This is a genomic window from Microbacterium sp. 20-116, assembly GCF_041079415.1.
Classification (GTDB): Bacteria; Actinomycetota; Actinomycetes; order Actinomycetales; family Microbacteriaceae; genus Microbacterium.
The window spans coordinates 370,461-392,777 of sequence record NZ_JBFYGP010000001.1; the positions used below are offsets into that span (position 1 = coordinate 370,461).

At 69.2% G+C, this 22,317-nt stretch carries 22 protein-coding genes and 2 tRNA genes; 8 read left to right on the forward strand and 16 right to left on the reverse strand.

The window, feature by feature from the left end; all coding sequences use genetic code 11:
- The first annotated feature begins 368 nt into the window (after positions 1-368).
- Positions 369-731, forward strand: a complete 363-nt coding sequence (locus tag AB6V29_RS01765; protein ID WP_307316900.1) for a hypothetical protein — start codon at positions 369-371, stop codon at positions 729-731.
- 60 nt (positions 732-791) lie between these two features.
- Here AB6V29_RS01765 and AB6V29_RS01770 read toward each other — a convergent pair.
- Positions 792-865 (reverse strand) — tRNA-Ile (locus tag AB6V29_RS01770).
- A 135-nt stretch (positions 866-1,000) separates the two neighbouring features.
- Here AB6V29_RS01770 and AB6V29_RS01775 point away from each other — a divergent pair.
- The 5 genes from AB6V29_RS01775 to AB6V29_RS01795 are packed head-to-tail and all read left to right on the forward strand — an operon-like array spanning position 1,001 to position 3,993.
- Positions 1,001-1,291 (forward strand): hypothetical protein, encoded by a 291-nt coding sequence (locus AB6V29_RS01775; protein WP_307316904.1) that lies wholly within the window; start codon positions 1,001-1,003, stop codon positions 1,289-1,291.
- Entirely contained in the window at positions 1,288-2,874 is a 1,587-nt protein-coding gene (locus AB6V29_RS01780; RefSeq protein WP_369356700.1) for a hypothetical protein, read from the forward strand. Before AB6V29_RS01775 ends, AB6V29_RS01780 begins: the two co-directional genes overlap by 4 nt.
- Before the next feature lie 2 nt (positions 2,875-2,876).
- A complete protein-coding gene (locus AB6V29_RS01785) occupies positions 2,877-3,242 on the forward strand; it encodes a YbaB/EbfC family nucleoid-associated protein (protein ID WP_267787220.1) in 366 nt (121 codons plus the stop codon).
- A 41-nt stretch (positions 3,243-3,283) separates the two neighbouring features.
- Entirely contained in the window at positions 3,284-3,541 is a 258-nt protein-coding gene (locus AB6V29_RS01790) for a hypothetical protein (RefSeq protein WP_267787219.1), read from the forward strand.
- The gene (locus AB6V29_RS01795; RefSeq protein ID WP_267787218.1) at positions 3,538-3,993 is read left to right on the forward strand and encodes a hypothetical protein; all 456 of its coding nucleotides are present in this window, start codon (positions 3,538-3,540) and stop codon (positions 3,991-3,993) included. The genes AB6V29_RS01790 and AB6V29_RS01795 overlap by 4 nt, the downstream gene beginning before the upstream one ends.
- A 568-nt stretch (positions 3,994-4,561) precedes the next feature.
- Here the strand turns inward: AB6V29_RS01795 and AB6V29_RS01800 are convergent.
- Positions 4,562-5,524: a DMT family transporter gene (locus tag AB6V29_RS01800; RefSeq protein WP_267787217.1), complete on the reverse strand. Its 963-nt coding sequence runs from the start codon at positions 5,522-5,524 to the stop codon at positions 4,562-4,564.
- 41 nt (positions 5,525-5,565) lie between these two features.
- Here AB6V29_RS01800 and def point away from each other — a divergent pair, with 41 nt between their 5' ends.
- Positions 5,566-6,132 (forward strand): peptide deformylase, encoded by a 567-nt coding sequence (gene def, locus AB6V29_RS01805; protein WP_210074941.1) that lies wholly within the window; start codon positions 5,566-5,568, stop codon positions 6,130-6,132.
- A gap of 24 nt (positions 6,133-6,156) precedes the next feature.
- On the opposite strand, the gene AB6V29_RS01810 is transcribed toward def, so the two are convergent.
- From AB6V29_RS01810 to AB6V29_RS01835, 6 genes are all read right to left on the reverse strand, one after another.
- Positions 6,157-7,461, reverse strand: a complete 1,305-nt coding sequence (locus tag AB6V29_RS01810) for a glutathionylspermidine synthase family protein (protein WP_369356702.1) — start codon at positions 7,459-7,461, stop codon at positions 6,157-6,159.
- Positions 7,461-7,835 (reverse strand): tRNA-dihydrouridine synthase, encoded by a 375-nt coding sequence (locus AB6V29_RS01815; RefSeq protein ID WP_210074937.1) that lies wholly within the window; start codon positions 7,833-7,835, stop codon positions 7,461-7,463. The genes AB6V29_RS01810 and AB6V29_RS01815 overlap by 1 nt, the downstream gene beginning before the upstream one ends.
- 69 nt (positions 7,836-7,904) lie before the next feature.
- Positions 7,905-8,573 (reverse strand): DUF4166 domain-containing protein, encoded by a 669-nt coding sequence (locus AB6V29_RS01820; protein WP_369356704.1) that lies wholly within the window; start codon positions 8,571-8,573, stop codon positions 7,905-7,907.
- Positions 8,570-9,187 carry an SRPBCC family protein gene (locus AB6V29_RS01825; RefSeq protein WP_307460604.1) on the reverse strand — a complete coding sequence of 206 codons (618 nt, stop codon included), beginning with the start codon at positions 9,185-9,187 and terminating at the stop codon, positions 8,570-8,572. Before AB6V29_RS01825 ends, AB6V29_RS01820 begins: the two co-directional genes overlap by 4 nt.
- A 55-nt stretch (positions 9,188-9,242) precedes the next feature.
- Positions 9,243-10,175, reverse strand: a complete 933-nt coding sequence (glsA, locus tag AB6V29_RS01830) for a glutaminase A (protein ID WP_369356706.1) — start codon at positions 10,173-10,175, stop codon at positions 9,243-9,245.
- A 44-nt stretch (positions 10,176-10,219) separates the two neighbouring features.
- On the reverse strand, positions 10,220-12,556 hold the full coding sequence (locus tag AB6V29_RS01835) for an acyltransferase family protein (RefSeq protein ID WP_369356708.1): 2,337 nt from the start codon (positions 12,554-12,556) through the stop codon (positions 10,220-10,222).
- Positions 12,557-12,819: 263 nt separating this feature from the next.
- On the opposite strand from AB6V29_RS01835, the gene AB6V29_RS01840 reads away from it, so the two are divergent.
- Complete coding sequence (locus tag AB6V29_RS01840; protein ID WP_369356710.1) at positions 12,820-14,436, forward strand: serine/threonine-protein kinase; 1,617 nt, start codon at positions 12,820-12,822, stop codon at positions 14,434-14,436.
- 193 nt (positions 14,437-14,629) lie between these two features.
- On the opposite strand, the gene AB6V29_RS01845 is transcribed toward AB6V29_RS01840, so the two are convergent.
- From AB6V29_RS01845 to recO, 8 genes are all read right to left on the reverse strand, one after another.
- A tRNA-Asn gene (locus tag AB6V29_RS01845) sits at positions 14,630-14,705 on the reverse strand.
- A 62-nt stretch (positions 14,706-14,767) separates the two neighbouring features.
- Positions 14,768-15,541, reverse strand: a complete 774-nt coding sequence (locus AB6V29_RS01850; protein ID WP_369356712.1) for an ATP-binding cassette domain-containing protein — start codon at positions 15,539-15,541, stop codon at positions 14,768-14,770.
- 56 nt (positions 15,542-15,597) lie between these two features.
- Positions 15,598-17,436, reverse strand: a complete 1,839-nt coding sequence (dnaG, locus tag AB6V29_RS01855; RefSeq protein ID WP_267787209.1) for a DNA primase — start codon at positions 17,434-17,436, stop codon at positions 15,598-15,600.
- Positions 17,436-18,770: a deoxyguanosinetriphosphate triphosphohydrolase gene (locus AB6V29_RS01860; RefSeq protein ID WP_369356714.1), complete on the reverse strand. Its 1,335-nt coding sequence runs from the start codon at positions 18,768-18,770 to the stop codon at positions 17,436-17,438. The genes dnaG and AB6V29_RS01860 overlap by 1 nt, the downstream gene beginning before the upstream one ends.
- The gene (gene dusB, locus AB6V29_RS01865) at positions 18,760-19,914 is read right to left on the reverse strand and encodes a tRNA dihydrouridine synthase DusB (RefSeq protein ID WP_267789410.1); all 1,155 of its coding nucleotides are present in this window, start codon (positions 19,912-19,914) and stop codon (positions 18,760-18,762) included. The genes AB6V29_RS01860 and dusB overlap by 11 nt, the downstream gene beginning before the upstream one ends.
- Before the next feature lie 91 nt (positions 19,915-20,005).
- The gene (locus tag AB6V29_RS01870) at positions 20,006-20,689 is read right to left on the reverse strand and encodes a DsbA family protein (protein WP_267787207.1); all 684 of its coding nucleotides are present in this window, start codon (positions 20,687-20,689) and stop codon (positions 20,006-20,008) included.
- Positions 20,690-20,738: 49 nt separating this feature from the next.
- Complete coding sequence (locus tag AB6V29_RS01875) at positions 20,739-21,542, reverse strand: isoprenyl transferase (RefSeq protein ID WP_369356716.1); 804 nt, start codon at positions 21,540-21,542, stop codon at positions 20,739-20,741.
- On the reverse strand, positions 21,539-22,267 hold the full coding sequence (gene recO / locus AB6V29_RS01880; protein WP_267787206.1) for a DNA repair protein RecO: 729 nt from the start codon (positions 22,265-22,267) through the stop codon (positions 21,539-21,541). The genes AB6V29_RS01875 and recO overlap by 4 nt, the downstream gene beginning before the upstream one ends.
- Between the last annotated feature and the right edge of the window lie 50 nt (positions 22,268-22,317).

Below are 22,317 nucleotides of genomic sequence, written 5' to 3' on the forward strand. Positions count from 1 at the left end.
CCGTGCCCCGTTGCCGCCGGACCGCTGAGCGTGGCGCGCGAGGCTCGGTGCGCAACTCGGGGAGGACGACGTGAGGCCCGATCTCGAGCGCTGGAAGAACGGCCTCGCGACCCGCACGGCGTTCGCCCTCTGGCGGCTGGCGGCACCTGGCTGAGTGCGATACCGGCGTTGCGATCCGGATGGTGTCGCCGGGAACGCGGGAGGATTCTCGGTATAGGCCGACCGCGTAAGAAACCTCGCGGCCCTCCGACCGCTGTCTCCGGGCCCATGACGCCTGCTCTCTCTGCCGCGGCTGTGACGGTAATGGGCGCCTCCGACATCGGCGTTCATCCGCTCGTGGTCGCGGCGCGTCCCGCTAGGGTCGGGGCATGACGATGCCCGCCATGCCCCCGCAGCAGCCGCCTTTTCTTCCGCCGCCGCGCCCGCTCCCGGCGGTGACGAACGGAACCGCCATCGCCTCCGTGGTGCTCGGACCCATCGCAGTCCTGAACGCCGCCTTCGTGCCGTTGCCCTACGTCGGCATCGTCGCGATCTTCACGGCTTTCCCTCTTGCAGTGGCGACGGTCGTCCTCGCCCACCTCGGACTCGGTACGGCCCGGCGCTATGGGGTGGGGCGCGCCATGGCGGTCGTGGGGCTCATCTGCGGCTATGTCGCGCTCGGGGTGATCCTGGCCACGGTGATCCTGTTCTTCTCGCAGTTCTTGCTGATCAGGCCCTACATGGTGGGCTGAGTCTGCCACTTGAACAGAGAAAAGACCCCCGACCAGGCCATGCCTGTCGGGGGTCTCGCGTAGGGCGGGTGGGACTTGAACCCACGATCGTCGGGTTATGAGCCCGCTGCCTTTACCAGCTTGGCCACCGCCCCCAGCGGCTTAGAGCCTACCGGCATCCGGTTATTCACAGTTGGTGAGCTCCCCTGCGAAGCGGCGAAGGGTTTCGCTATGGTGTTGGCAAAGCTGACACGAGCGGGGGCCCCGTGGCGGGAAGAACACACATCATCATGGACACCGACGTCCTGGCAGAACAGGCGTCGACACTGGGACGCGTGAGCGATTCGCTGGATGCCGCGGCGTCCGCCGCCGGAGCACCGCTCCCCGGCTCCGCATTCGGCGTTCTGGCGTCGGGAATCGTCGTCGGGGCCGCGAACGGTCTGGCGAGCAACACCGCGCAGTTGCTGTCGAGTGCGCGAGAGCTCGTTGCGACGATGCAGAAGGGTGTGCAGGTCGCCCGCGAGTCGTTCGACGAGGTCGAGGAACAGGCCGTCGCGGTGATGCAGGAGTTCGAGTCGTGAGCGGCGCTGCCGCCGTCGCTGCGCAGCTGCGCAGCGAGTCATGGGCTGCGGGCGCGTCGCGTTCTTCGGGTGGAGGGTGCGATGGCATCCCCGGCTTCGCCGGCTGGCTGATCACCTACGTGCAGCCGCTCCCCCAGTGGATGGACGAGCTGCAGGGCGATCCGGGGGCCATCGCGATGCGTTCGTCGGAGTGGCGCACGGTGGAGTCGTCGGTGTCGGACCTGACGCTCGACCTTGCGTCCGCCGCGCGGGCTCTCGACGACCTCGATGGCCGGACCGTGCGGGCCCTGCGCCAGCGGTACGAAGACGTCTCGCGGGTGTTGACGGACGTGCAGGACTGGGCGGGTGCCGCGTCGTCTGCGCTGGCCCTCGCGTCGACTCTCGTCACGGCGTGTCGCGACGCGATCTGCGGCCTGCTGAACGCCCTGGCGCGTTTGGCGGATTCGTTGACCAGCTTCACCCTGAACCCGTTCGACAAGCTCGACGCCATCCGCGAGTTCGCGGACGCGGCGTGGGACGTCATCGTCTTGGCGCGGGACCTTGTGCAGCAGCTTGTGACCGCATTGGGTCAGCTCGCTCGACTGCTGGCGGAGCTCGGGCCGATCGTCCAAGACTGGTTCACATTTTTTCGGGACTTTCTCGGCCGGATGCTCCCGGGAATCGCGATGGCGACAGGCGGCGCGCTGGGCTACCTCTTAGGCACGGGGTTGGGAGACATGCTGCGATCGGACCCCCGGGTAAGCGAGCTGTTCCCTGAAGATGCGGTGGAGAGTCAGTTCTACGACGATCTTATGAACCGCAGCGAGATCAGTTCTCCCGCTGATCTGCTGCAGGGGAACGAACTGATCGACGGTCTAGGCAAAGATCAGCAAACGGCGATCAGTGTGACGACCGTTCGTCGCCCCGATGGGTCGACGTACACCCTCGTCAATCTGCCCTCGACGCAGGACTGGGGCATTCTGAAGGGACTCATGGGCGGCGAGTGGGCGGACACGTACCGCGATGCCGGACCGATGAACGATCTCGACAGCAACATCGCCCTCATGATCATGGACAACCCCGTGTTGCGAACCCAATACGAACGCGCGGTGATGCAGGCCATGCAGGACGCGGGGGTTCCACCCGGATCGGATGTGGTCTGGTCGGGATTCAGCCAGGGCGGGATCATGGCAGGCAACCTCGCTGCCGATGGCTCGGTGCCGTACAACACCATCGGTGTCGTCACAAACGGCTCCCCGATCGACGGGTTCAATATCCCGGATAACATCCCGGTCATGCAGGTCGAGCACGTCTCAGACCCGGTGGCGAAGCTCGACCTCCAGACGCCACTGGTCCCGCAACCTCACGTCATCAACGGACCGATGGGACCGTCTGTCACAGTCACGCCGCATCTTCCTGACAATGTGGATTGGGTTGTCCTGGGTGATCCCGACGGCTCCATGAGCCCCGGTCAGACGCACAACGCACGTAACTACACTGACGACCTGCAGGATTACATCGACAACGGCGGTGGCTTCCGGAATGACTGGAGCTTCCTCAACGGCTCGGTCGAGGAGGTCTACGTTGCGCGGACAGGAGAGTGATGATGATTGATGACATCGACGCACGCGTAGAGGCGGCGCGAGCGCGTCTGGATGCTCAAGTGGCGGCCGCCCGGGCCGCCCATGCGAATCTGGACGTCGGTCTCGAGGAGCTGCGTAACGTCTCGGTGACGGTCCGCAGCCCGCGCAACGAATGCGAGGTCACTGCCACGGCTGAGGGCTCAATCACGCAGGTTCGGGTGTCCCCGGGCGCGGAGCTCGGCGCCGGACTCGACACCGCCCTCACTCGCACCATCGAGGCCGCGCAGTCCGCCGCTCGAGAGGCCGCTGCGGACCGGGCAGCTGTTCTCCTCGGCGAGGGCTCCTCTCTTGTCGCCGACCTCCGGGCCCGGCGCGCCCCGGCGCGGTGATGGCGGTGTCATCTCGTCTCGATGTCCGTCTGGGTCCTCTCTTGGATCAGGCTGCGCGACTGGAGGCCCAGGCGACAGAACTGGAGCAGACCTCCGCCGACCTGAAGAAGGCGATCGAGTCACTGCGCGCGACGACAAGTGGCGAAGCATCGGAGGCTGCGATTGCTTCCAGCGCCCGAGTCCTCGCCGAAACGGATACCCGCAGAGAGCGGCTGGCTCGCAATGCCGCCGTGATCCGGAAGCTTGCCGACGTCTACGACACCTGCGACCTCGCAGGCGCGAGGGCTCTCGGCTCATGAGTACGCGATTCACCGGACGTGTCATCTCGACAATGGCGGTCGCAGCGGCAGCGATGACGCTCGCGGGCTGTTTCTCGATGGGCGGGCCCACTCAAGACGAGCGAGCAGCTCAGTTGGCGGCAGAACTAGAGAGCGGAGGGCTCGGGGTATCTCAAGCGGAGGTGTCGTATCAGGATTCGTTTTCAGGGGATCTGACCGTCACCGTGACGCTCGAAGATAGCGTGATCGAGCCGGGGCTCAGCGTGTCCGCTCAGACGCTTGGCCCCATCCTCGGGGTGATGGCGCGCGGTGCTGAGAATATGCGCGTCGGAGCTGCAGGTTTCTATGCGCAAGATGCCGACGGCGTCGATGTCTCGATGGTGACGGCCGCTACCGACTTGGGAATCGGCGACGCCGTCCGTGGACGCTCGCTCTCTCTGTCGGGCGCGAAGCTCGAGCAGTTGTCGAAGTAGTGAGCCCATCGCGCGGCGGTCGCGCCCTGAGGGAGGGCGCTGTCGGCCTCGTTACCGCGGCAGGTGCCCCGGCATTGTGCCTAACGTCGTGTACCGGCGGGCTGAGCGCGGAGGAGAAGGCGAATCGCCCGTCTGCAGCGCTTGAGTCAGCTGGAGAAGGCATCGAGGGTGTAGAGGTGGTCAGCACGCCTTGCTCGGCGGGGAGCCTTACCGTCAGTGTGCGTGTGTCTCCTGACGGTCTCGACTCCGCTGGTGCCGAAGTGAGAATCGGCCCCCAGACGCGCGTTCTCGAGGTGACGGCCGATAATGCAGGGGACATGAAGATCACGAGTCTCCGCCTCTACGCCGACGATCAAGCGGGTCCAGGTGTCTCGTTTGACAACGAGGCCGCCGATCGAGGGCTTCACAAGTCTCTCGACGGGGATTTCTTGACGTTGGTTGCGGAGGGAGGGACTTCCTACGCCAGAGGGTGAATCGCGCGAGCACATCGGCACTCAGGCGGTGCGGCCTCCTCCACGGCGGGTCTCACCGACGACGGGGCCGCCGTGAGGCCTAGACAAAGACGCCCTCACTGCACCCGAGGCTTCGCCAGCTTCCCGTCCGCCGTCACCTGAGGGTGGTGCTTGGTCAACTGGATCACGCCCCAGGTCGCGATCGCGCCGGCGATGACGAAGCCGATGAGCGCCCATGCGGGGGCCGTCGACGCCTCGCCGAGCACCAGCAGACCGATCAACACGGCCACGATCGGGTCGATCACGGTGAGGCCCGCGATGACGAGGTCGGGCGGGCCGACCGAGTACGCCGTCTGCACGAAGTAGGCGCCCACGGCGACGGCGGCGAGCAGCGCTACCAGGCACAGCATCGTCAGCCACTCGAAGTTGCCGGCCTGCGCGCGGCTGATGACGACCTTGGCGAGCGTCGCGACGAAACCGTAGATCACGCCCGCGGCCATGATGTAGAACAACGCCTGAGCGCGCCGGCGTACGAGCACCCAGAACACGCCGAAGACGATGACGACGACGGCCAGGATACCGAGGATGATCCACAGCTCGCGCTCGGTGACCACGTGCTCGGTGGCGAAGAACGCCGCGATCGTCACGAAGATGAAGATGCCGCCCACGCACAGTGCGATCGCGATGAGCGACTGCCGCGTCGGCTTCTGTCCCGAGACGCGGGCGTTCAGCACCGTCGTGATGACGAGGGCGATGGCGCCGAGCGGCTGCACGAGGATCAGCGGGGCCACCGACAGCGCCGAGAGCTGGCACACGATCGCCAGGCCCAGCATGACCGTGCCCGCAACCCACGAGGGACGCGTCAACAGGGACGTGAGCTGCTTGCGCGAGAGGCCACCGGTGGTCTTGCCCGAGAGGCGCTCGACCTTCTGCACTCCGCGGTGCTGATACTGCGCTCCGAACGACATGAACACCGCACCGAGCAGGGCCAGCGGGATGCCGAGGAGGATACGGGGATCGCGGAACACACCGACGAGCTGGTCGATTCCGTCGCTGAGGGTGGCATCGAGCGGGATCACCCTCCGACGATAGCCCGCCGCCCCCTGGATAGGCTGGTGACGTGGCCGTACTCCCGATTCGCATCATGGGTGATCCCGTGCTGCACGCTCCCGCTGCCCGCGTCGACGAGATCACCGATGAGGTGCGCACCCTCGTTGCCGACATGTTCGAGACGATGGACGCCGCTCCCGGTGTGGGCCTTGCGGCTCCGCAGGTCGGGGTGGGACTGCGCATCTTCACGTACACGTACGAAGACGACGAGGGGCAGCCCTGGCGCGGCGTCGTGATCAACCCCGAGCTGTGGATTCGCCCGATGGAACCCGGCTACCCCGACCCCGACGAAGAGAGCGAGGGGTGCCTCTCGTTCCCCGGCGAGCGCTTTCCGTTGCGCCGGTCCGATGCGGCACTGCTCACCGGCACCGATCTCGACGGCCACGCGGTCCGTATCGAGGTCACGGGTTGGCGCGCGCGCATCCTGCAGCACGAGTTCGATCACCTCGACGGCATCCTGTATGTGGATCGTCTCGACGAGGAAGACGGTCGGGTGGCGGCGAAGATCGCGAAGAAGCGCAAGTGGGGCAAGCCTGGTATCTCGTGGATGCCGGGTGTCGACGACATCGACGCGTGAACGGCCAGCCGCGGGGCGGCGCCGTCAGCTCTCGATGATGTTCGGCGCGAAGCGACAGAAGTAGTCCGTGATCGGTCCGTCGGATTCGCGGATGCCGACGCCGAACGCTTCCTGGTCGATCACCCATGAGCCGAGCACGGGGTGGTTGCTGCCGTTCTTCCCGGGGAAATCGGGGAGCTCGTGGTACTCCTGCCACACGCGCTCCCGGCCTATGCCCTCGCGGCGGTACTCATGGCCGTTCGAAGTGATGCTGCCGTCACTGCGGTGCACCTGGATGCCGTCGCCTTCTCGACCGAAGACGGGTTTGACGACGAAGTCGGTCATGCCGTTCGGGCCGTCGGCGTAGGCCGGCAGTAGGTTGGGGTGGCCGGGGAACAATCGCCAGAGGGCGACGAGCAGGAGCTTGTTCGAGAGGAACATCTTCCACGCCGGTTCGTACCAGCGGCCGAAGAGTCCGCGACCCGCAATGAGCAGCGCGCCGAACTCCTGGTCGCCGACGACGCGATCCTCTCCCGAGACGAGGTCCTCCCAGGGGTAGAGCTTGAAGAGGTTGCGGATGACGGGGTACTGCGTGCCCGGGGTGTCACCGGCAAGCGCCGCGATGCTGCGCGAGGAGCCCCACGGCTCGGGAACGCCGACGAACTGCCGCGCGCCGTGGTGCCAGCCGATCTCCTTCATCTCGATGCCGGTGTGCTCCCATCCGGCTTCTCCGGCGACGTCGCGCATGTAGGCGACGGTGTCCCAGTCCTCGCCGTAGGTGTCGGCATCCGAGTGGGCGACGAAGAGGCGTCCGCCCTCCCCCTCGTTCAACGAGCGGTGCAACAGGGTCCGCCAGCGCTCCACCAGGGCCTCGTGCAGGCCGTTCCACTGGTCGGTGTCGGCAGGGAGGACTCCGCTGTTGATCCGATCCTGCAACCAGAACCACTGGGTGACCGACGCCTCGATCAGACCGGTGGGGGTGTCGCCGTTGTACTCGAGCATCTTCGCGGGTGAGCCGTCGCCGGCGTAGGCGAGGTCGAAGCGGGCGTAGACGTCGGGTTCGTTCTGCTCGAGCGACCACTGGGCGAGCTCGAACGCTTTCGGGCTGAGCCCCAGGTGACCGAGTGCACCGGATGCCATGTACTTGGCCGCCTCGAGACTCATGCGATGCAGCTCTTCGGTTTGCTTCTCGAGTTCTTCGACCTCCGGGAGCGTGAAGACGTACGCAGCGCCGTCGTTCCAGTACTCCACCGCCGTTCCGTCGTCGCGGACGGAGTGCGAGTAGATGAGGCCGGACTGCTTGATAGTGCGCTGCCAGTCGGGCCGCGGGTCGAGCTCGATGCGCCGCATCAGCTGCCGTGGCTTCCGTCGGATCCCGATCCGCCGAAACCACCGCGCGAGACGCTGTCGCCGTCGCTCGAGATGCCGCGGGCAGCGGTCTTCCCCGAGGGGATGCTGTCGGAGCCGCCGGTCGCCGGCTGCCCCACGGCGGGTACCGTTCGGCTGCTCGAGCCGAGCGGCAGGTAGTACCAGTGGGCGCTTCCGCCGTGGTTGTTGCAATCGTCGTCGGGCAAGCGCTTCTCGGTCGAGTTGTCTCGGCAGATCTGGGCGTAGTCGTCCGAGACGTTCGTCCCCTGTCCGCACCCGGTGAGGGTGGCGGCGAGGGCGGCGACGACGCCGACGGTGACGGTGCGCGACGCGCGACGACGCACGACTGGCTGCATGGGGGCTCCTTCGGAAATGCCGATCCGGCGACACTGCGCCGATGTTCTCACACCCTCGTTCGGGTGGTTTCAGACGCGGGATTCATGTCGGCGGGGGAAGACATGCGACGGGGCGCCGGAGGCCGGCATCCACTCGCAGGTGAAGCTTCCGCGGTAGCCGAAGAGGAAGCCGAAACGGTCGTTGTCGACGCGCAGGTCCACGTGGAAACGACCGTCGCCGTCGTCGAAGCGTTCGCGGAGGGTGGCCCGGCCGCTGAAGAGCTGGGGGAAGCGGAACCCGACCGGTCCCTCGTAGAAGCGCTGCTCCCCCGACCGCAGGAGCAGGCCGCCCTCGTCGTCGACGCTCAGGTCGAGGTCGACCGCGAGATGCTGGTGCGTGCCGAGGTAGTCGATCACGCGGCCGTCGTTCAGGATCATCGTCGCGTCGAACCGGGCGGGCCGACCTTTCACCTCGTACTCCCGCACGAAGGTGACCGTCTCTCGGCCGAAAGGGTCGAGGTACGGGCTGTTCCAGATGGTGAAGGGGACGTTCTCGCCCACCGTCGGCACGAGGATGTTCCGCAGTTTGCCGATCTGGAGGAACGGGACGGTCCACCAGGGCCCGCGCCGGATCTCGCTCATGACTCCGCGACCGACGCACGCCTGGCCCTCGTCGAGGCCGACGCCGAAGCGTCGCTGCATCATCGGGTGCAGGCGGTCGAAATCAGAGCCCATCGCCTGCGCGAAGATCGACGTCATCGGTGCGCTCCCGGTGCGGGCAGCGCCGCAAGCGTGGCGGGGGCGTCGTCGAGGGCGCGCCGTCGATGCGGGGGGATTCGCGCGCAGCGCGAGGCGCGGGGGCGGTCCGTCCGCCAGAAGGCGATGGCGTGCCGGATCGACCAGCGTTCCGGCTCGACGCCGGTTTCGAGCCAGATGCGCAGGCGGTCGAAGCTCCACGCGGTCGCCCAGCCGACCAGGGGACGCACGATCACGTCGAGGGGGCCCCACCCGGCCTCGTAGTCGTATCCGGTCGAGAAGCGGATGCCGTCGTCGACCGGCTCGTAGCGCCAATAGCCGCGACCGTCGCGAAGCGGTGACAGCCTGTCCTGGGTGGTGAAGCGCAGCGCGGAGGTGCGGGTGCCATCGAGTCGCGACGTCTCCCCGATGCTGATGCCGTCACCGCGGACGGTGTGCACGGGCGTCCGTCGTTCGTAGACGAACCGCGCGGCGTCCTCCCCCGTGCTCGTCGTGGGTGTGATCCGCGAGAAGCGGACGTCCCATCTCACGTGCTGCGACGGCTCCTGCGTCGCCGTCCAGACCTCGTCGAGCGTCGCGCGGATGGTGGTCGCGACATAGATCCCCCGTGCCCCCATGGCGTCAGCCTAGGCCGATCGGGCGGAGACGCGGTACAGGGCGCATCGGGTGTCGTCAGCGCGACGAGAAAGAGTGCAGCGCGAGGTCTTCGCTCAGGGCTTCGCTCGCGAGGCAGCCGCGGACGCTCGTGCCCTGTTCGTCGAGCGGTGGACTCACCACGGCCGCGCCGAGGCGGCCGGGTGAGGACAGCACGATCGCGCCGGAGACACTCGACTTGGCCGGAATGCCGACCGCGCGCATCCACCGGCCCGAGCCGTCGTACATCCCGCAGGTCGCCATCACCGAGATGACGTCTCGCGCGACCCGCTCGGGCAGGACCCGTTCCCCCGTCCGGGGGTTGATCCCCCCGAGCGCGAGCGTCGCGCCCATGACGGCCAGGGTCTCGGCATCCACCAACGTCGCGCAGGCTCGGGCGTAGACGGCGACCGCGTCGTCGGCCGAGGGCTCGAGGGTGCCCTCCGCGCGCATCAGGTGGGCCAGGGCGTGATTACGGTCGCCGAGGAGGTGTTCGTTGTGGGCCACGTCTTCGTCGACCTCGAGCTCGCGTCCCGCGAACGCCGCGAGCCCCCGCGCGATGCGGGCGCTGCGCGCCTCGGCGCTCGACCCGGCGACGAGCGAGGCGGTCAGCAGTGCGCCGGCGTTGACCATGGGGTTCGGCGGTCGGCCCGTGCCGCTCTCGAGCTTGATGGCGTCGAACGATTCGCCGGTGGGTTCGATGCCGACGCGATCGAGGGCCGCACCCTCGGTGTCGACGAGTGCCAGAGCAAACAGGAACGGCTTGACCGCGGACTGCACGCTGAACGAGACATCGGCCTGTCGGCTCGCGTGCACCGAACCATCGGGGAGGGCGAGGGCGAGGGCGCAGAGGTCGGGGTGGGCGTCGGCGAGCTGCGGGATGCTGTCGTCGATTCGCCCCCTGCGTTCGGGCAGCAGGCGGGACCGCAGGGCGTCGAGGTCGTACGAAGCGGCAGCGGGAGGCGAGGTCACTCCCCCAGCCTCGCAGGCTCGCCGGGGGTTCGGGCCCGTCCCCGTCAGTACAGACCCCGTTCCGCGAGGGCGCCGCGCAGGATCGGGGCCAGCCGTTCCGCGAACGCGGGCGTGATGTGGGTGTCGTCATAGCGCACCGGCGTGTGTCCCGCGAAGGCGGGACACACGCCCTGCCAGCAGCTGAAGGGCAGAGCGCTGATCGCGAGGTCGCCGGTGAGCGCCGCGTGGGCCTCGGTCGCCGTCTGCATCTGCATCCACACGTCGTCGATGCCCGCGAGACACGACGAGGGGCCCGTGAGTGGCGACACGCACCGCCCGAGATCGACTCCGTGCGGCGGGGGCGCCAAGTACACCGTGTGGCCCGCGGGAGCCCAGCCCGTGACCTCGGACGCGATGGCCGAGACCAACTCGCCGGCATCCAGATCCCGCCCGTCGACCGAGCGGCCCAGGGTGAACGCGTTCGACACCACGAGCAGGTCGGCGGGTGAGGCACCGACCATCGCCGCCACGTCGGCTTTGCGCTGCCCGCACACGGCCATGACCGACGGATCGCGGCTCTCGACCAGAACGTCGGTGAAGCGGCATCCGTACATCCCGACCGTGGTCACACGCCACGCTCCCCCGCTGTCGTCGGCGAGCTTTGCGAAGGCGGGGGCGTACGCCATGGCGCTCGAGTCGCCCACGAGGTACAGGTGCCGCGGGGCGTCGGCGGACCCCCAGGTGCACCGCCCGGCGTCGAGGGGCACGCCCGGGGTGAAGCAGTCGTGAGCGCGGTTCGCCGACGACGAAGCGCGCTGCGCCTCGTCAAGGGAGGGGTGCAGCTCGGGCCACGAGGTGGCGGTGCTCGCGGCGGCGAGCTCGCCCTGCAACACACTGAGCGCGTCTCCGGCTTCGGCGGCGACATCGACCGGGGCAGGCACCGCGGCCGGTAGTCCCGGGAGGGTCGGAGCGCCGTACGCCAGCATCACCGCGAGCGCCGTCGCTCCGGCGCCGATGGCGAGCGTGGCCCCGGCCATCGCCACGCGTGGGGCGAAGCGGGCGCGCCAAGCGGCCCACGGGGGTGCGGTGCCGGCGTCGATGGATGCCGGGGGTACCGGCATCCGTTCGTCTCCATCCGGCGGGCGGGGTGCCGAAGCGGTCGCCACCGCTAGCTCGGGCACAACGGCGCTCGTGGAGCGAGATCCGGGGTAGTACCTCTTGCCGGGGACGTACCCGGCGGGTCGCGAGGCGAGTGCGCTCGACCGACGCTCGGCGGGTACGGGTTTCGACGGGGTGGGTGCGGCGGGTTTCGGCTGTTCCACGGGGCCGCGGGTCGCCCAGGGTGCGCGATGGAGCGGCTGCTCGATGCCGAGGTAGGTCGCGACCGTCAGGACGAGCATGGCGAGGACCGTGATCGCTGTCGCGGCCGGTCCGGGAGCCAGCAGAACTCCGGCGAAGACGATCACGGGCAGGTGCCAGAGGTACAGCGAGTACGAGAGGTCACCGATCGTCACGGCGAGCGGGTTGGTGAGGACGAAGAGGTGGCGGTGACGCGGGTCGCCGCCGATGCCTGCGCCGATCACGAGCGCCGCGCCGAGTACGGGGAGCGCGGCGACGGGCGCGGGGAAAGGCGCCCCGGGATCGATGAAGAAAAACGCCGCCGTGATCACGGCCACCCCGATCCAGGCGAGGGATCCGCGAGCGGCTGCCGGGATGCGCGCGAGCACGGGAGCGGCGGCGGCGATCACCGCACCCGTGGCGAGCTCACCGGCTCGTGTCACGGTCGAGAAGTAGGCCAGGCTCGGATCGGCGGGCGTCTGGAGGAGGGCAGCGACTCCGGAGGCCACGACGACGGCTCCCGCGAGCAGGCCCACGGCAACGCGGCCCGGCCGCGCGCGTCGCGCCGCGACCGGCAGCGTGGCGACCGCGAGCAGCACGAGGAAAGGCCACGCCACCGAGAACTGCTCCTCGACGGAGAGCGACCAGAAGTGCTGGAGCGGCGAGACGTCCGAGACGGCGAAGTAGTCGCGACCAGCGAGGCCGAAGTGCCAGTTCGACACGAGACCCACCGCGGACAGGGCGTCGAAGAGGATGCTTTCCGCTCGTACGGGCGAGAAGATCATGAATGCCGCCCCGACCACGGCCGCGAGGACGGCGAGCGCGGCGGGCAGGAGGCGCTTCACGCGGCGTGCGAAGAAAGCCCCGAGCCGCAGCGTCCCCTCGTTCTCCAGGTCGGACAACAGGATGCCGGTGACGAGGAAACCCGACAGGACGAAGAACACGTCGACGCCGACGAAGCCGCCCCGGGGCCAGCCCGTGAGGTGCGTGGCAACGACCGCCAAGACGGCGATCGCCCGGAGGCCCTGGAGATCGCGGCGCACGCGAGAGGCGGGTGCGGGCACGTCGGATCCTCTCGGGCCGGCGTCGGCGGCCGGAGAGAGCTTAGTGGAACCGCTCCCACGGGCGCGGCGGGCGGCCCTGCGGCGCAGTGGAGCGGGACGGGGAACGAAGGCGCGCACCACGAACCGAGCGGGCATTATGCGGGTCCCCCCGCGGTGCCGCTACCCCTGATCGTGCGGGGCCGCGCGGGCATAGTGTGCGACGCAGCGGAGGCGCCCCGGCATCCGCTCTTCTCGCCGTCAGGCGGTCCTGCTCGAAGGATGCGATGAGTCACGCGCTCGGTCACTCGATGCCCCATGCGGGCGACATCCTGGGCGGGCGTTACATCCTGCGCGAGAGGATCGGTGCCGGCGGGATGGGGCGTGTCTTCCGCGCGCGCGATGAGGTCCTCGCGCGAGACGTCGCGTTGAAGATCTTCTACGCGGACGCGAGTGATGAGCCCGACCCTCTGCGCCGCATTTCGGAGGCGCGCGCTCTCGCGACGGTCGATCATCCCTCGCTCGTGACCCTGTACGACGCTCGGCTCACCGGCGATGACCACGTCTACCTGGTGATGGAGCTGGTGAACGGCCCCTCGCTGCAACGACGCATCGAAGAGGGGCCGCTCTCGACGGTCGAGGTGGCGGGGATCGTCGCCGATCTCGCCGGCGCCCTCGCCGTCGTCCACGACGCCGGGATCATGCACCGCGACGTCAAGCCGTCGAACGTCCTGCTCCGCCCGGTGCGGGGCGAGGCTCGCCCGGTCGAAGCCGTGCTCGCCGATTTCGGGGTCGCCCGGCTGATCGGCGCGACGCGCCTGACCACTCCCGGCACGGTCATCGGGACGGCCGCCTACCTCGCACCGGAACAATTGCGCGGCGAGCCTCCCCGCGCGGCGTCGGACGTGTACGCGCTGGGGTTGCTCGCCATCGAAGCTCTCACCCGACTCCATCCCTTCGGCGGCGGAACGCTCCAGGAGACGCTGCTTGCTCGTCTGGCCCGTCAGCCGGAGGTCCCGGAGACGTACGGCAGCCGGTGGCAGTCGCTGCTGACGTCGATGACCGCCTTCCACCCGGACGACCGGCCGACCGCGGCGAGCGTCGCGAAGCGGATGCAGGCGCTCGTAGACGAGACGCCCGTGGCAGTGGCGGGTGGACCGGCGGCGCGTGCGTCTTGGGTGCTGCCGACCGCGGCGATGACCGTGCCCGTGTCAGCGGCGGCGGCTCACGGCGGGCCGGCTCCGGCGGCCCGGGTCGCGCGTGCGACGGAGACCGACGAGACCGCCCCGGTCGCCGCCGCGGCGTCCGTCGGAGCCGGATCCGGGAGCTCGTTCGTGCCATCGACGCGTCGACGCCGGTCGTTCCGGCGGCTCTGGCTCGGTGCCACAGCCGGCGCCGCCCTCCTCGTGGGCGGGTACGTGATGGCGTTCTCGCTGGGCGCGGTGCCCGACCCGGCCACGGACCGCATCGACACACCCGCGCCGTCCTCGACGTCAGCCCCTCTCGTCGCGGAGAACGCGCCCTCATCGGTCGAGCCCGTCTCGAGCACGGATGCCGAGACCCCACCGCCCTCTCCCGTTCCGGTCGCACCCCAGCCCGTGCAGCCCGCCCCGGCCTCGCCCGTTGCGAAAGTACCGGAGGGCGGGGCGTCACAGCCGGATGGGGACGCCCCCGGCGGCGGCGGTCTCGCGATCGTCGAGCCGGAGCCCGGAGCGACGGTGCCCGGAGGCGGCGGATCCGGCGTGCCGATGCCGAGCGCCTCGCCCTCCCCGGAGCCGACGGATGGTGGGGCCACTCCCGGGGTCGCGGGCCCCGGCAAGGGCAACGGCTCGGCGAACGGTAAAGGTCCGGGCGGGGGGAAGGGCCAGGGCAGTGGCAAGGGCGGGGAAGCTCCGTCGGGTTAGCCGACCGTCCGGGACCTCGGACGGTGCATGCGGGCAGCGACCGGGACGAGCGTGCGAGGCATGCCCCGAGTGGCGGCACGGGCTCGGTGCGGCTCGGCGGCCCAGCTCTCGACCAATCGTGAGCGAAAAGATCTGCCGCTGCGCGCCGCCTGCGAACGACGAAGGCCCGACGCTGACGCGTCGGGCCTTCGGTTGGCTCCCCGGCTTGGACTCGAACCAAGAACCTATCGGTTAACAGCCGATTGCTCTGCCAATTGAGCTACCGAGGATCATGCTCACCTTGCGGCGGGCAACCCCACGATACTAACAGCACGCGGGGGCGGCGGAAAAATCAGCCCGCCGAAATCCGCCGCTCGGGCGTGCCGTCGGGCGTCCACTGCACAGCCTGGTCGCCATGACCGAGTCCCACGGCGTGGCCCGCGTGCAGGACGAGCACATCGGCATCCAGATCTTTCGGGGCATCGGCGTCGTTCGTCACGATGAGCGAGGCCATTCCGCGTTCGTCGCGCCGGCGCGTGATCGACGCGCGCGCAGCCGCGCGCACCTCGAGATCGAGGTTGGCGTACAGGTCGTCGGCGACGAACAGCCGCGGCTCCAGGACGAGAGCCCGCGCCAGAGCGACGCGCTGACGCATGCCCGCGCTCAGCTCGTAGGGGTACTTCGGTGCCGTGCCGAGCGGGAGTTCCATCTCGTCGAGGAGCGTGGCTACGCGCACCGCGAGCGCCCGCGTGTTGACCTTGCGGTCGCGACTGGTGATCGGCTCGGCGATCACGTCCTGCACGGTCAAGCGTGAGGGCAGCGCTGCACCCGCCCCCTGTGGCAGGTAACCGGTGTGAAAGACCCACTCGCGACGGGCGCGCCCCGGACGCCGCGCCGAGATGCCGTGCACGCGGGCGTCTCCCCCGACCACCGTGAGCCCGTCGTCGGGGTGACCGGCCAGCAGCGAGACGAGCGAGCTCTTGCCCGAACCCGTCGAGCCCTGGACGACCATCGTGCGCGCCGCGGGAAGGGTGAAGGTGATCCCGTCGATCACGCGCACGCCGCTACGCGCCAGGGACAGGTCATCGGCTCGAAGGGCGACGTCGGTGTCGAGTGTCCGGGGCATTGACTCATCCTCCCTGACGAGTACGAGGGATGCCAGCGGCGCGCGGCAGTGCCCGTTCAGGAGACGATGAGTCGCTGACGGTCGGCGTCGAGCTCGCGCAGCCGGAACCGCAGGCGCTTGCCCTCATCGGAATCGGCGGGCACCCGCTGGATTCCGCGGAGCAGCTCGCTCTTCTCACGCTCGAGTTCGCGCACCAGCAGACCCCGGGCGAGGTCGTTCGCCGAGGCGACGGCGCCCTCTTCGGTGCGTGCTGGGAATTCTGCGGTCAAGAGTTCGGCAGCCAGCGAGCGGAACGGCTCGCGCACGGCTTCGACGGCGGCGACGGCCCAGCCGGGCTGCGACAGATCGGTGGATGCCAGAGAGCTGCGCACCGCCTCGAGAGCGGGATGCGTGAACGGCGTCTGGAGCGCTCGCAGGAAGACATCGGGCTCGATGCGATGCCCGTACTGCAGGAACGCCATCATCGCACCGCGCTCGAGGGCGACGTCGCGGTTGTTCGGCAGAGACGCCATGGTGACCGAGATCGCGATCGGTGCGTGCTCGGAGTCCTTGCGGGTCTCACGCTTCTCGGCGCGGTCCGCACCGCGAGCCGCACGCTCGACGGCCGTCTGCACCTCCGGCATGTCGAGGCCGAGACGGCGCGCGAGTACGCGCACGTACCCCGGACGCAGGGCGGGATCGCGGATGTCGGCGACGATCGGGGCGGCCGCGCGAAGAGCACCGGCACGGCCCTCGACACTGGAGAGGTCGAAATCCTTCAGGCGCTGGTCGATGACGAACTCGAACATCGGCGCCTTGTTCTCCATGAGCGCCCGCACCGCACCGTCGCCGCGCTGGAGGCGCAGGTCGCATGGATCCAGGCCCTCGGGGGCGACGGCGACGTACGTCTGCGCGGCGAAGCGCTTCTCGTCTGCGAAAGCGCGCAGCGCCGCCTTCTGCCCCGCGGCATCGGGATCGAAGGTGAAGACCACTTCGCCCGAAGAGCTGTCGTCGCCCATGACCCGACGCAGCACCGTGATGTGGTCCGTGCCGAAAGCCGTGCCGCACGACGCGATGGCCGTGGTGATGCCGGCGAGATGGCACGCCATGACGTCGGTGTACCCCTCGACGACCACGACCCGGTGCGAGCGCGAGATGTCGCGCTTGGCGAGGTCGAGGCCGTAGAGGACCTGCGCCTTCTTGTAGATCGGCGTCTCGGGGGTGTTGAGGTACTTCGGCCCCTGGTCGTCGTCGAAGAGTTTGCGCGCGCCGAAGCCGATGACCTGTCCGGTGACGTCGCGGATCGGCCACACGAGACGACCGCGGAACCGGTCGTAGACACCGCGCTGTCCCTGGGACACGAGCCCCGCCTGCAGCAGCTCGTCGCGGGTGAACTTCTGCGCGAGCAGGTGATCCATGAGGTGCGACCAGCCCTTCGGGGCGTAGCCGACTCCGAAGTGCGCGGCGGCTCCGGCGTCGAAGCCGCGATCGCCGAGGAAGCGCCGCCCCGTGTCTGCTTCGGGCGTCATGAGCTGGGCGCGGAAGTACTCCGCCGCGGCGGCGTTGGCCGCGTACAGCCGCGAACGCCCCGTGGTCTCGGGGGCGGGGCCGCCGTCTTCGTAGTGGAGGGTGTAGCCGACGCGCGCCGCCATGCGCTCGACGGCCTCGGTGAACGACACGTGGTCCATCGCCCGAAGGAACGAGTACACGTCTCCCGACTCGCCGCAGCCGAAGCAGTGGTAGTAGCCGACCTGCGGGCGCACGTGGAAGCTGGGGCTGCGCTCGTCGTGGAACGGGCACAGTCCCTTCATCGAGCCGACGCCGGCGGATTTCAGCGCGACGCGCTCACCGACGACGTCGGCGATGTTGACCCGCGCTTTGACCTCTTCGACGTCGGACTGGCGGATGCGGGGCATCAGGCATCCGCTCCTCGCGCGCTACGCGCGCCGGGTGCCCAGACGCCGAGCTCCGCGGCATCCACTTCTCCGACGAGTCGTCCGTGCCACGCGATCGCGAGCTGGTCGGTGAGGCTCGCGACCTGGTCGACGACGACCCGACGCCGGGCCTGGTCGTCGACCGCCGCGGCGAAGTCGGGCGCGTGCAGGGCGTCGAGCGCCCCCGGGTTCTCCCAGAGAGCGGATGCCAAGCGCTTGAGCACGTGGCGCTGCTCGCGATACAGCACCTTGCGGCCGTCGATCGAGACGACCGTCGCGCCGATGATGCCTTTGAGCACCGCCATCTCGACCTCGACCTCGGCGGGCACGATGACGTGCGCGCGATACCGGGTCAGCTGATCGGCGGGATACGCCTCGCGGGTCGCCGCGGTCGCGGCGCGGGCGAAGCGACCGATGAGGTCGGAGGTGAGGTTCTTGAGCCGCGCGAGCGCGGGACGCGTGCCGTCGAAGGAGTGGATCCACTCGGGCATGGCCATGAGCCGTTCGAGGCCCGCCGCGAGGTCGTCGCGCACGAAGTCGTAGCCCACCCAGCTCTGGATCGCATCGAGCAATCCTTCTCGGCCGACGCGGGATGCCAGACGAACGGGATCAACGTAGCGGTTGACCACGGCGTCTTCGAAGTCGTGCACCGAGTAGGCGATGTCGTCCGAGAGATCCATGACCTCGGCCTCGACGCAGCGCCGACGGGCGGGGGCTCCCCCGCGCATCCAGTGGAACACGGGCTCGTCGTCGGGGTAGACGCCGAACTTGAGACGCCCACCCGGGTCGGGGACGGGCTCGTCGATGGTCCACGGGTACTTGCAAGTGGCGTCGAGGCTCGAGCGGGTGAGGTTGAGGCCGAAGGGCTCGCCGTCGGCGCCGAAGGTCTTCGGCTCGAGGCGGGTGAGGATGCGCAGCGTCTGCGCGTTGCCCTCGAAGCCGCCGATGTCGGCCGCCCAGTCGTTGAGCGCGCGCTCTCCGTTGTGGCCGAAGGGCGGGTGACCCAGGTCGTGACTCAGGCAGGCGGTGTCGACGACGTCGGGCGACAGCTGCAGGGCGGTGGCCAATTCGCGGCCCACCTGGGCGACCTCGAGCGAATGCGTGAGGCGGTTGCGGGCGAAGTCGGCGGGGCTTGCGGGGCTCAGCACCTGCGTCTTCGCGGCCAGACGCCGAAGAGCCGCCGAGTGCAGCACGCGCGCGCGGTCGCGCGCGAAGTCATCGCGCTGGGATCGGTGGTTCTCGACGTGGAAGCGTGCCGCATCGGCGTCGTCGTAGCCGACCGGTCGAGCGACCGCCGGCGAGAGCTCACCCGCCACTGTGGTGCAATTCCGCTGCGGCCAGTTCGCGGCCGGCCTCGTGACCGATCTCGCGGGACTCGAGCCACCCGTCGGGGAGGGCGGGGCGCTTGGGCGTACCGGCGCGACCCCGCTGTCCCTCGGCCGCGGCCCCGGGGTAGGGCGCGTCGAGCTCCATCGTGGCGAGGAGTTCGTCGATCTCGTCGAGGGTCGAGGCGGTCGCGAGGGCTGCGCGCAGTTCTCCACCGACCGGGTACCCCTTGAAGTACCAGGCGACGTGCTTGCGGATGTCACGGCATCCGCGCCCCTCGTCGTCGAAGAACTCGACGAGCAACTCGGCGTGACGGCGGAAAGCGCGGGCCACGAAGCCCAGGGTGGCGTCGACGGGGTCGCCGTGCGCCGCGTCGGGGCCGCCGAGCGCGCGAGCGAGGTCGCCGAACAGCCAAGGCCGACCGAGGCAGCCGCGACCGACGACCACGCCGTCGCAGCCGGTCTCGTCCATCATGCGCACGGCGTCGTCCGCCGACCAGATGTCGCCGTTGCCGAGGACGGGAACGCTCGTGACCGTCTCTTTGAGCTTGGTGATCGCCGCCCAGTCGGCGTGGCCCGAGTAGAACTCGGATGCCGTGCGGGCGTGCAACGCGATGGACGCCACTCCCGCGCCCTCGGCGATGCGTCCGGCCTCGAGGTAGGTGAGGTGGTCGGCGTCGATGCCCTTTCGCATCTTGATCGTGAGCGGGATGTCGCCCGCGGCGGTCACAGCGCGCTCCACGATCTCGCGGAAGAGCGACGTCTTCCAGGGGAGAGCGGCTCCCCCGCCTCGGCGCGTGACCTTGGGCACCGGGCAGCCGAAGTTGAGGTCGACATGGTCGGCGTGGTCCTCGTCGACGATCATCTTCACGGCCGTCTCGACCGTCGCGGGGTCGACGCCGTAGAGCTGGATCGACCGCGGGGTCTCGGACTCGTGGTGGCGGATCAGACGCATGGTGGTGTCGTTGCGCTCCACCAGTGCGCGTGTCGTGATCATCTCGCTCACGTAGAGCCCGGCACCGTATTCGCGACACAGGCGACGAAACGCCGTGTTCGTGATGCCGGCCATCGGGGCGAGCACGACGGGAGCGTCGAGTTCGATGTTGCCGATGCGGAGCGACCGCGTCGGAGCCATTGCCGTGTTCACTGCACCATTCTCCCAGACGGATAACGACAGCGGTGCCCGATCCCGATGAACCGGGAACGGGCACCGCTGGGGAGGAGCCTCACGCGTCGGCGGTCTCGGCTGCCTCGCGGCGCTCGCCCCACACCTGGCGGGCGATCTGCGTGAACGCCTCGACGGGCTGAGCGCCGCTCACGCCGTACTTGCCGTCGATGACGAAGAAGGGAACGCCGGTGATGCCGTACTGCTGCGCCTGAGCCTGGTCGGCGCGCACAGCGGGTCGGTAGCGCTGCGATGCGAGGGCCTCGCGGGCGGCATCCTGGTCGAGCCCGGCCTCGACGGCGAGAGCGACGAGATCGTCGTCGCGGCCGACGTGGCGGCCCTCGAGGAAGTACGCCGACATGAGCAGCTCGGCCAGCTCCAGCTGGCGGCCGTTCTCTTTGGCGAAGTGCAACAGCTCGTGCGCCTTGACGGTGTTCGTGTGCTTCAGGATGTCGAAGCGGTACTCGAGACCGGCTTCTGCGGCGACGCCGGTCACGCGGTCGAGCATCTCGCGCGCCGATTCGGGAGAGATGCCTTTGTGCTGCGAGAGGTAATCGACCTCTCCCCCGTCGAAGTCCTCGGGGGTGTCGGGCGAGAGCTCGAACGAGTGGTACTCGATCTCGACGACCGGGGCGTCGTCATCCGACGCGGTCGCGGCCAGGCCGTTCTCGAGGTTCCGCTTGCCGATGTAGCACCAGGGGCAGGCGATGTCGCTCCACACGTCGATCTTGATGGCATCCGTCATATCGCGTGCAACCGTTCGATGAGTCGATCTATTCCGTTCGCGGCATCCGTCACGCGGTGGGGGTGTCCACCGCCCCGCCGAAGCGGCGATCGCGCGAGAGGTACAGACCGATCGCGTCCCACAGGTGCGAGCGACGGAAGTCGGGCCAGAGGGTGTCCAGGAACACCATCTCGGCGTACGCCGACTCCCACAGGAGGAAGTTCGAGGTGCGTTGCTCGCCGCTTGAGCGCAGGAACAGATCGACGTCGGGCATGTCGGGCTGATACAGATTCTTGCGGATGAGCTTCTCGGTCACCGCGGACGGCTTGAGCTTTCCGGCCGCGATGTCGTCGCCGATGCGGCGCATGGCATCGACGATCTCGACGCGTCCGCCGTAGTTGACGCACATGGTGAGCGTGAGGGTCGAGTTGCCCTCGGTGAGCCGCTCCGCGTGCTGGAGCTCCTTGATCACCGAACCCCACAGGCGGGGCTTCCGGCCCGACCAGCGGATCCGCACCCCCCATTCGTTCAGCTGGTCGCGGCGGCGGTGCAGCACCTCGCGATTGAAGCCCATGAGAAAGCGCACCTCGTCGGGGGAACGCGACCAGTTCTCGGTAGAGAAGGCGTAGACCGACAGGTGCTTCACCCCCGCCTGGATGGCGCCGGCGACGACGTCGAGCAGAGCGGCCTCGCCCGCCCGGTGCCCCTCGACGCGCGTGAGGCCCTGCCGATTGGCCCAGCGGCCGTTGCCGTCCATCACGATCGCGACGTGCTCGGGGACGGACCCCTTGGGGTAGCTCGGCGGATACTCGCCGGTCCAGTCGAGGGGGCGGTACGGCACGGCGTCGCGGTGCGTGAACGGTTTGGGGGTCATCGATGCGACTCCAGGTGCGAGAGGGAACGGATGCCACGTTCGAGATGGAACTGCGCGTAGGCCGCCACGAGACCGGAGGCCGCCGCGGTCGTTCGGCCCGGGGCGGCGTCGACGACCTCCCACTCCCCCGCCATGAGCGCGCGGAGCACGTCGACCGTGTCGCGCGCCACACGGGGTGAGCCCGCCGGGGCGCAGGTGGAGCAGATGACACCCCCGAGCTGGGGCAGGAAGTAGTCGTGATCGCCGACCGTGCCGCAGCGCGCGCACTCGGTCAACCCCGGCGCCCAGCCGGAGAGAGCCATGGCGCGCAGCAGGTACGCGTCGAGCACGCTGCGTTCGGCGTGCTCTCCGCGGGCGAGTGAGCGCAGGCCGCCGACCAGCAGGAGATACTGCTGCGGGGTCGCCTCGGCCTCGTTCAGTCGGTCGGCGGTCTCGACCATCGCGCTGGCGGTGGTGTAGCGGTCGTAGTCGGTGACGATGTCGGCCCCGTACGACCCGAGCGACTCGGCCTGCTGCACGATGTCGAGGTTGCGTCCCGTCGACAGCTGCACATCGGCGACCATGAACGGCTCGAGCCGAGACCCGAACTTCGAGGAGGTGCGTCGTACGCCCTTCGCGACCGCGCGGATCTTGCCGTTGCGACGGCTCAGCAGAGTGAGGATGCGGTCCGCCTCCCCGAGCTTGTGGGTACGCAGGACCACGACCTCGTCGCGGTAGGTGGGCACAGTCCATTATCCGCCCGGGCCCCCGAGAAGAGGCCGCGCGGGGCCGTGAC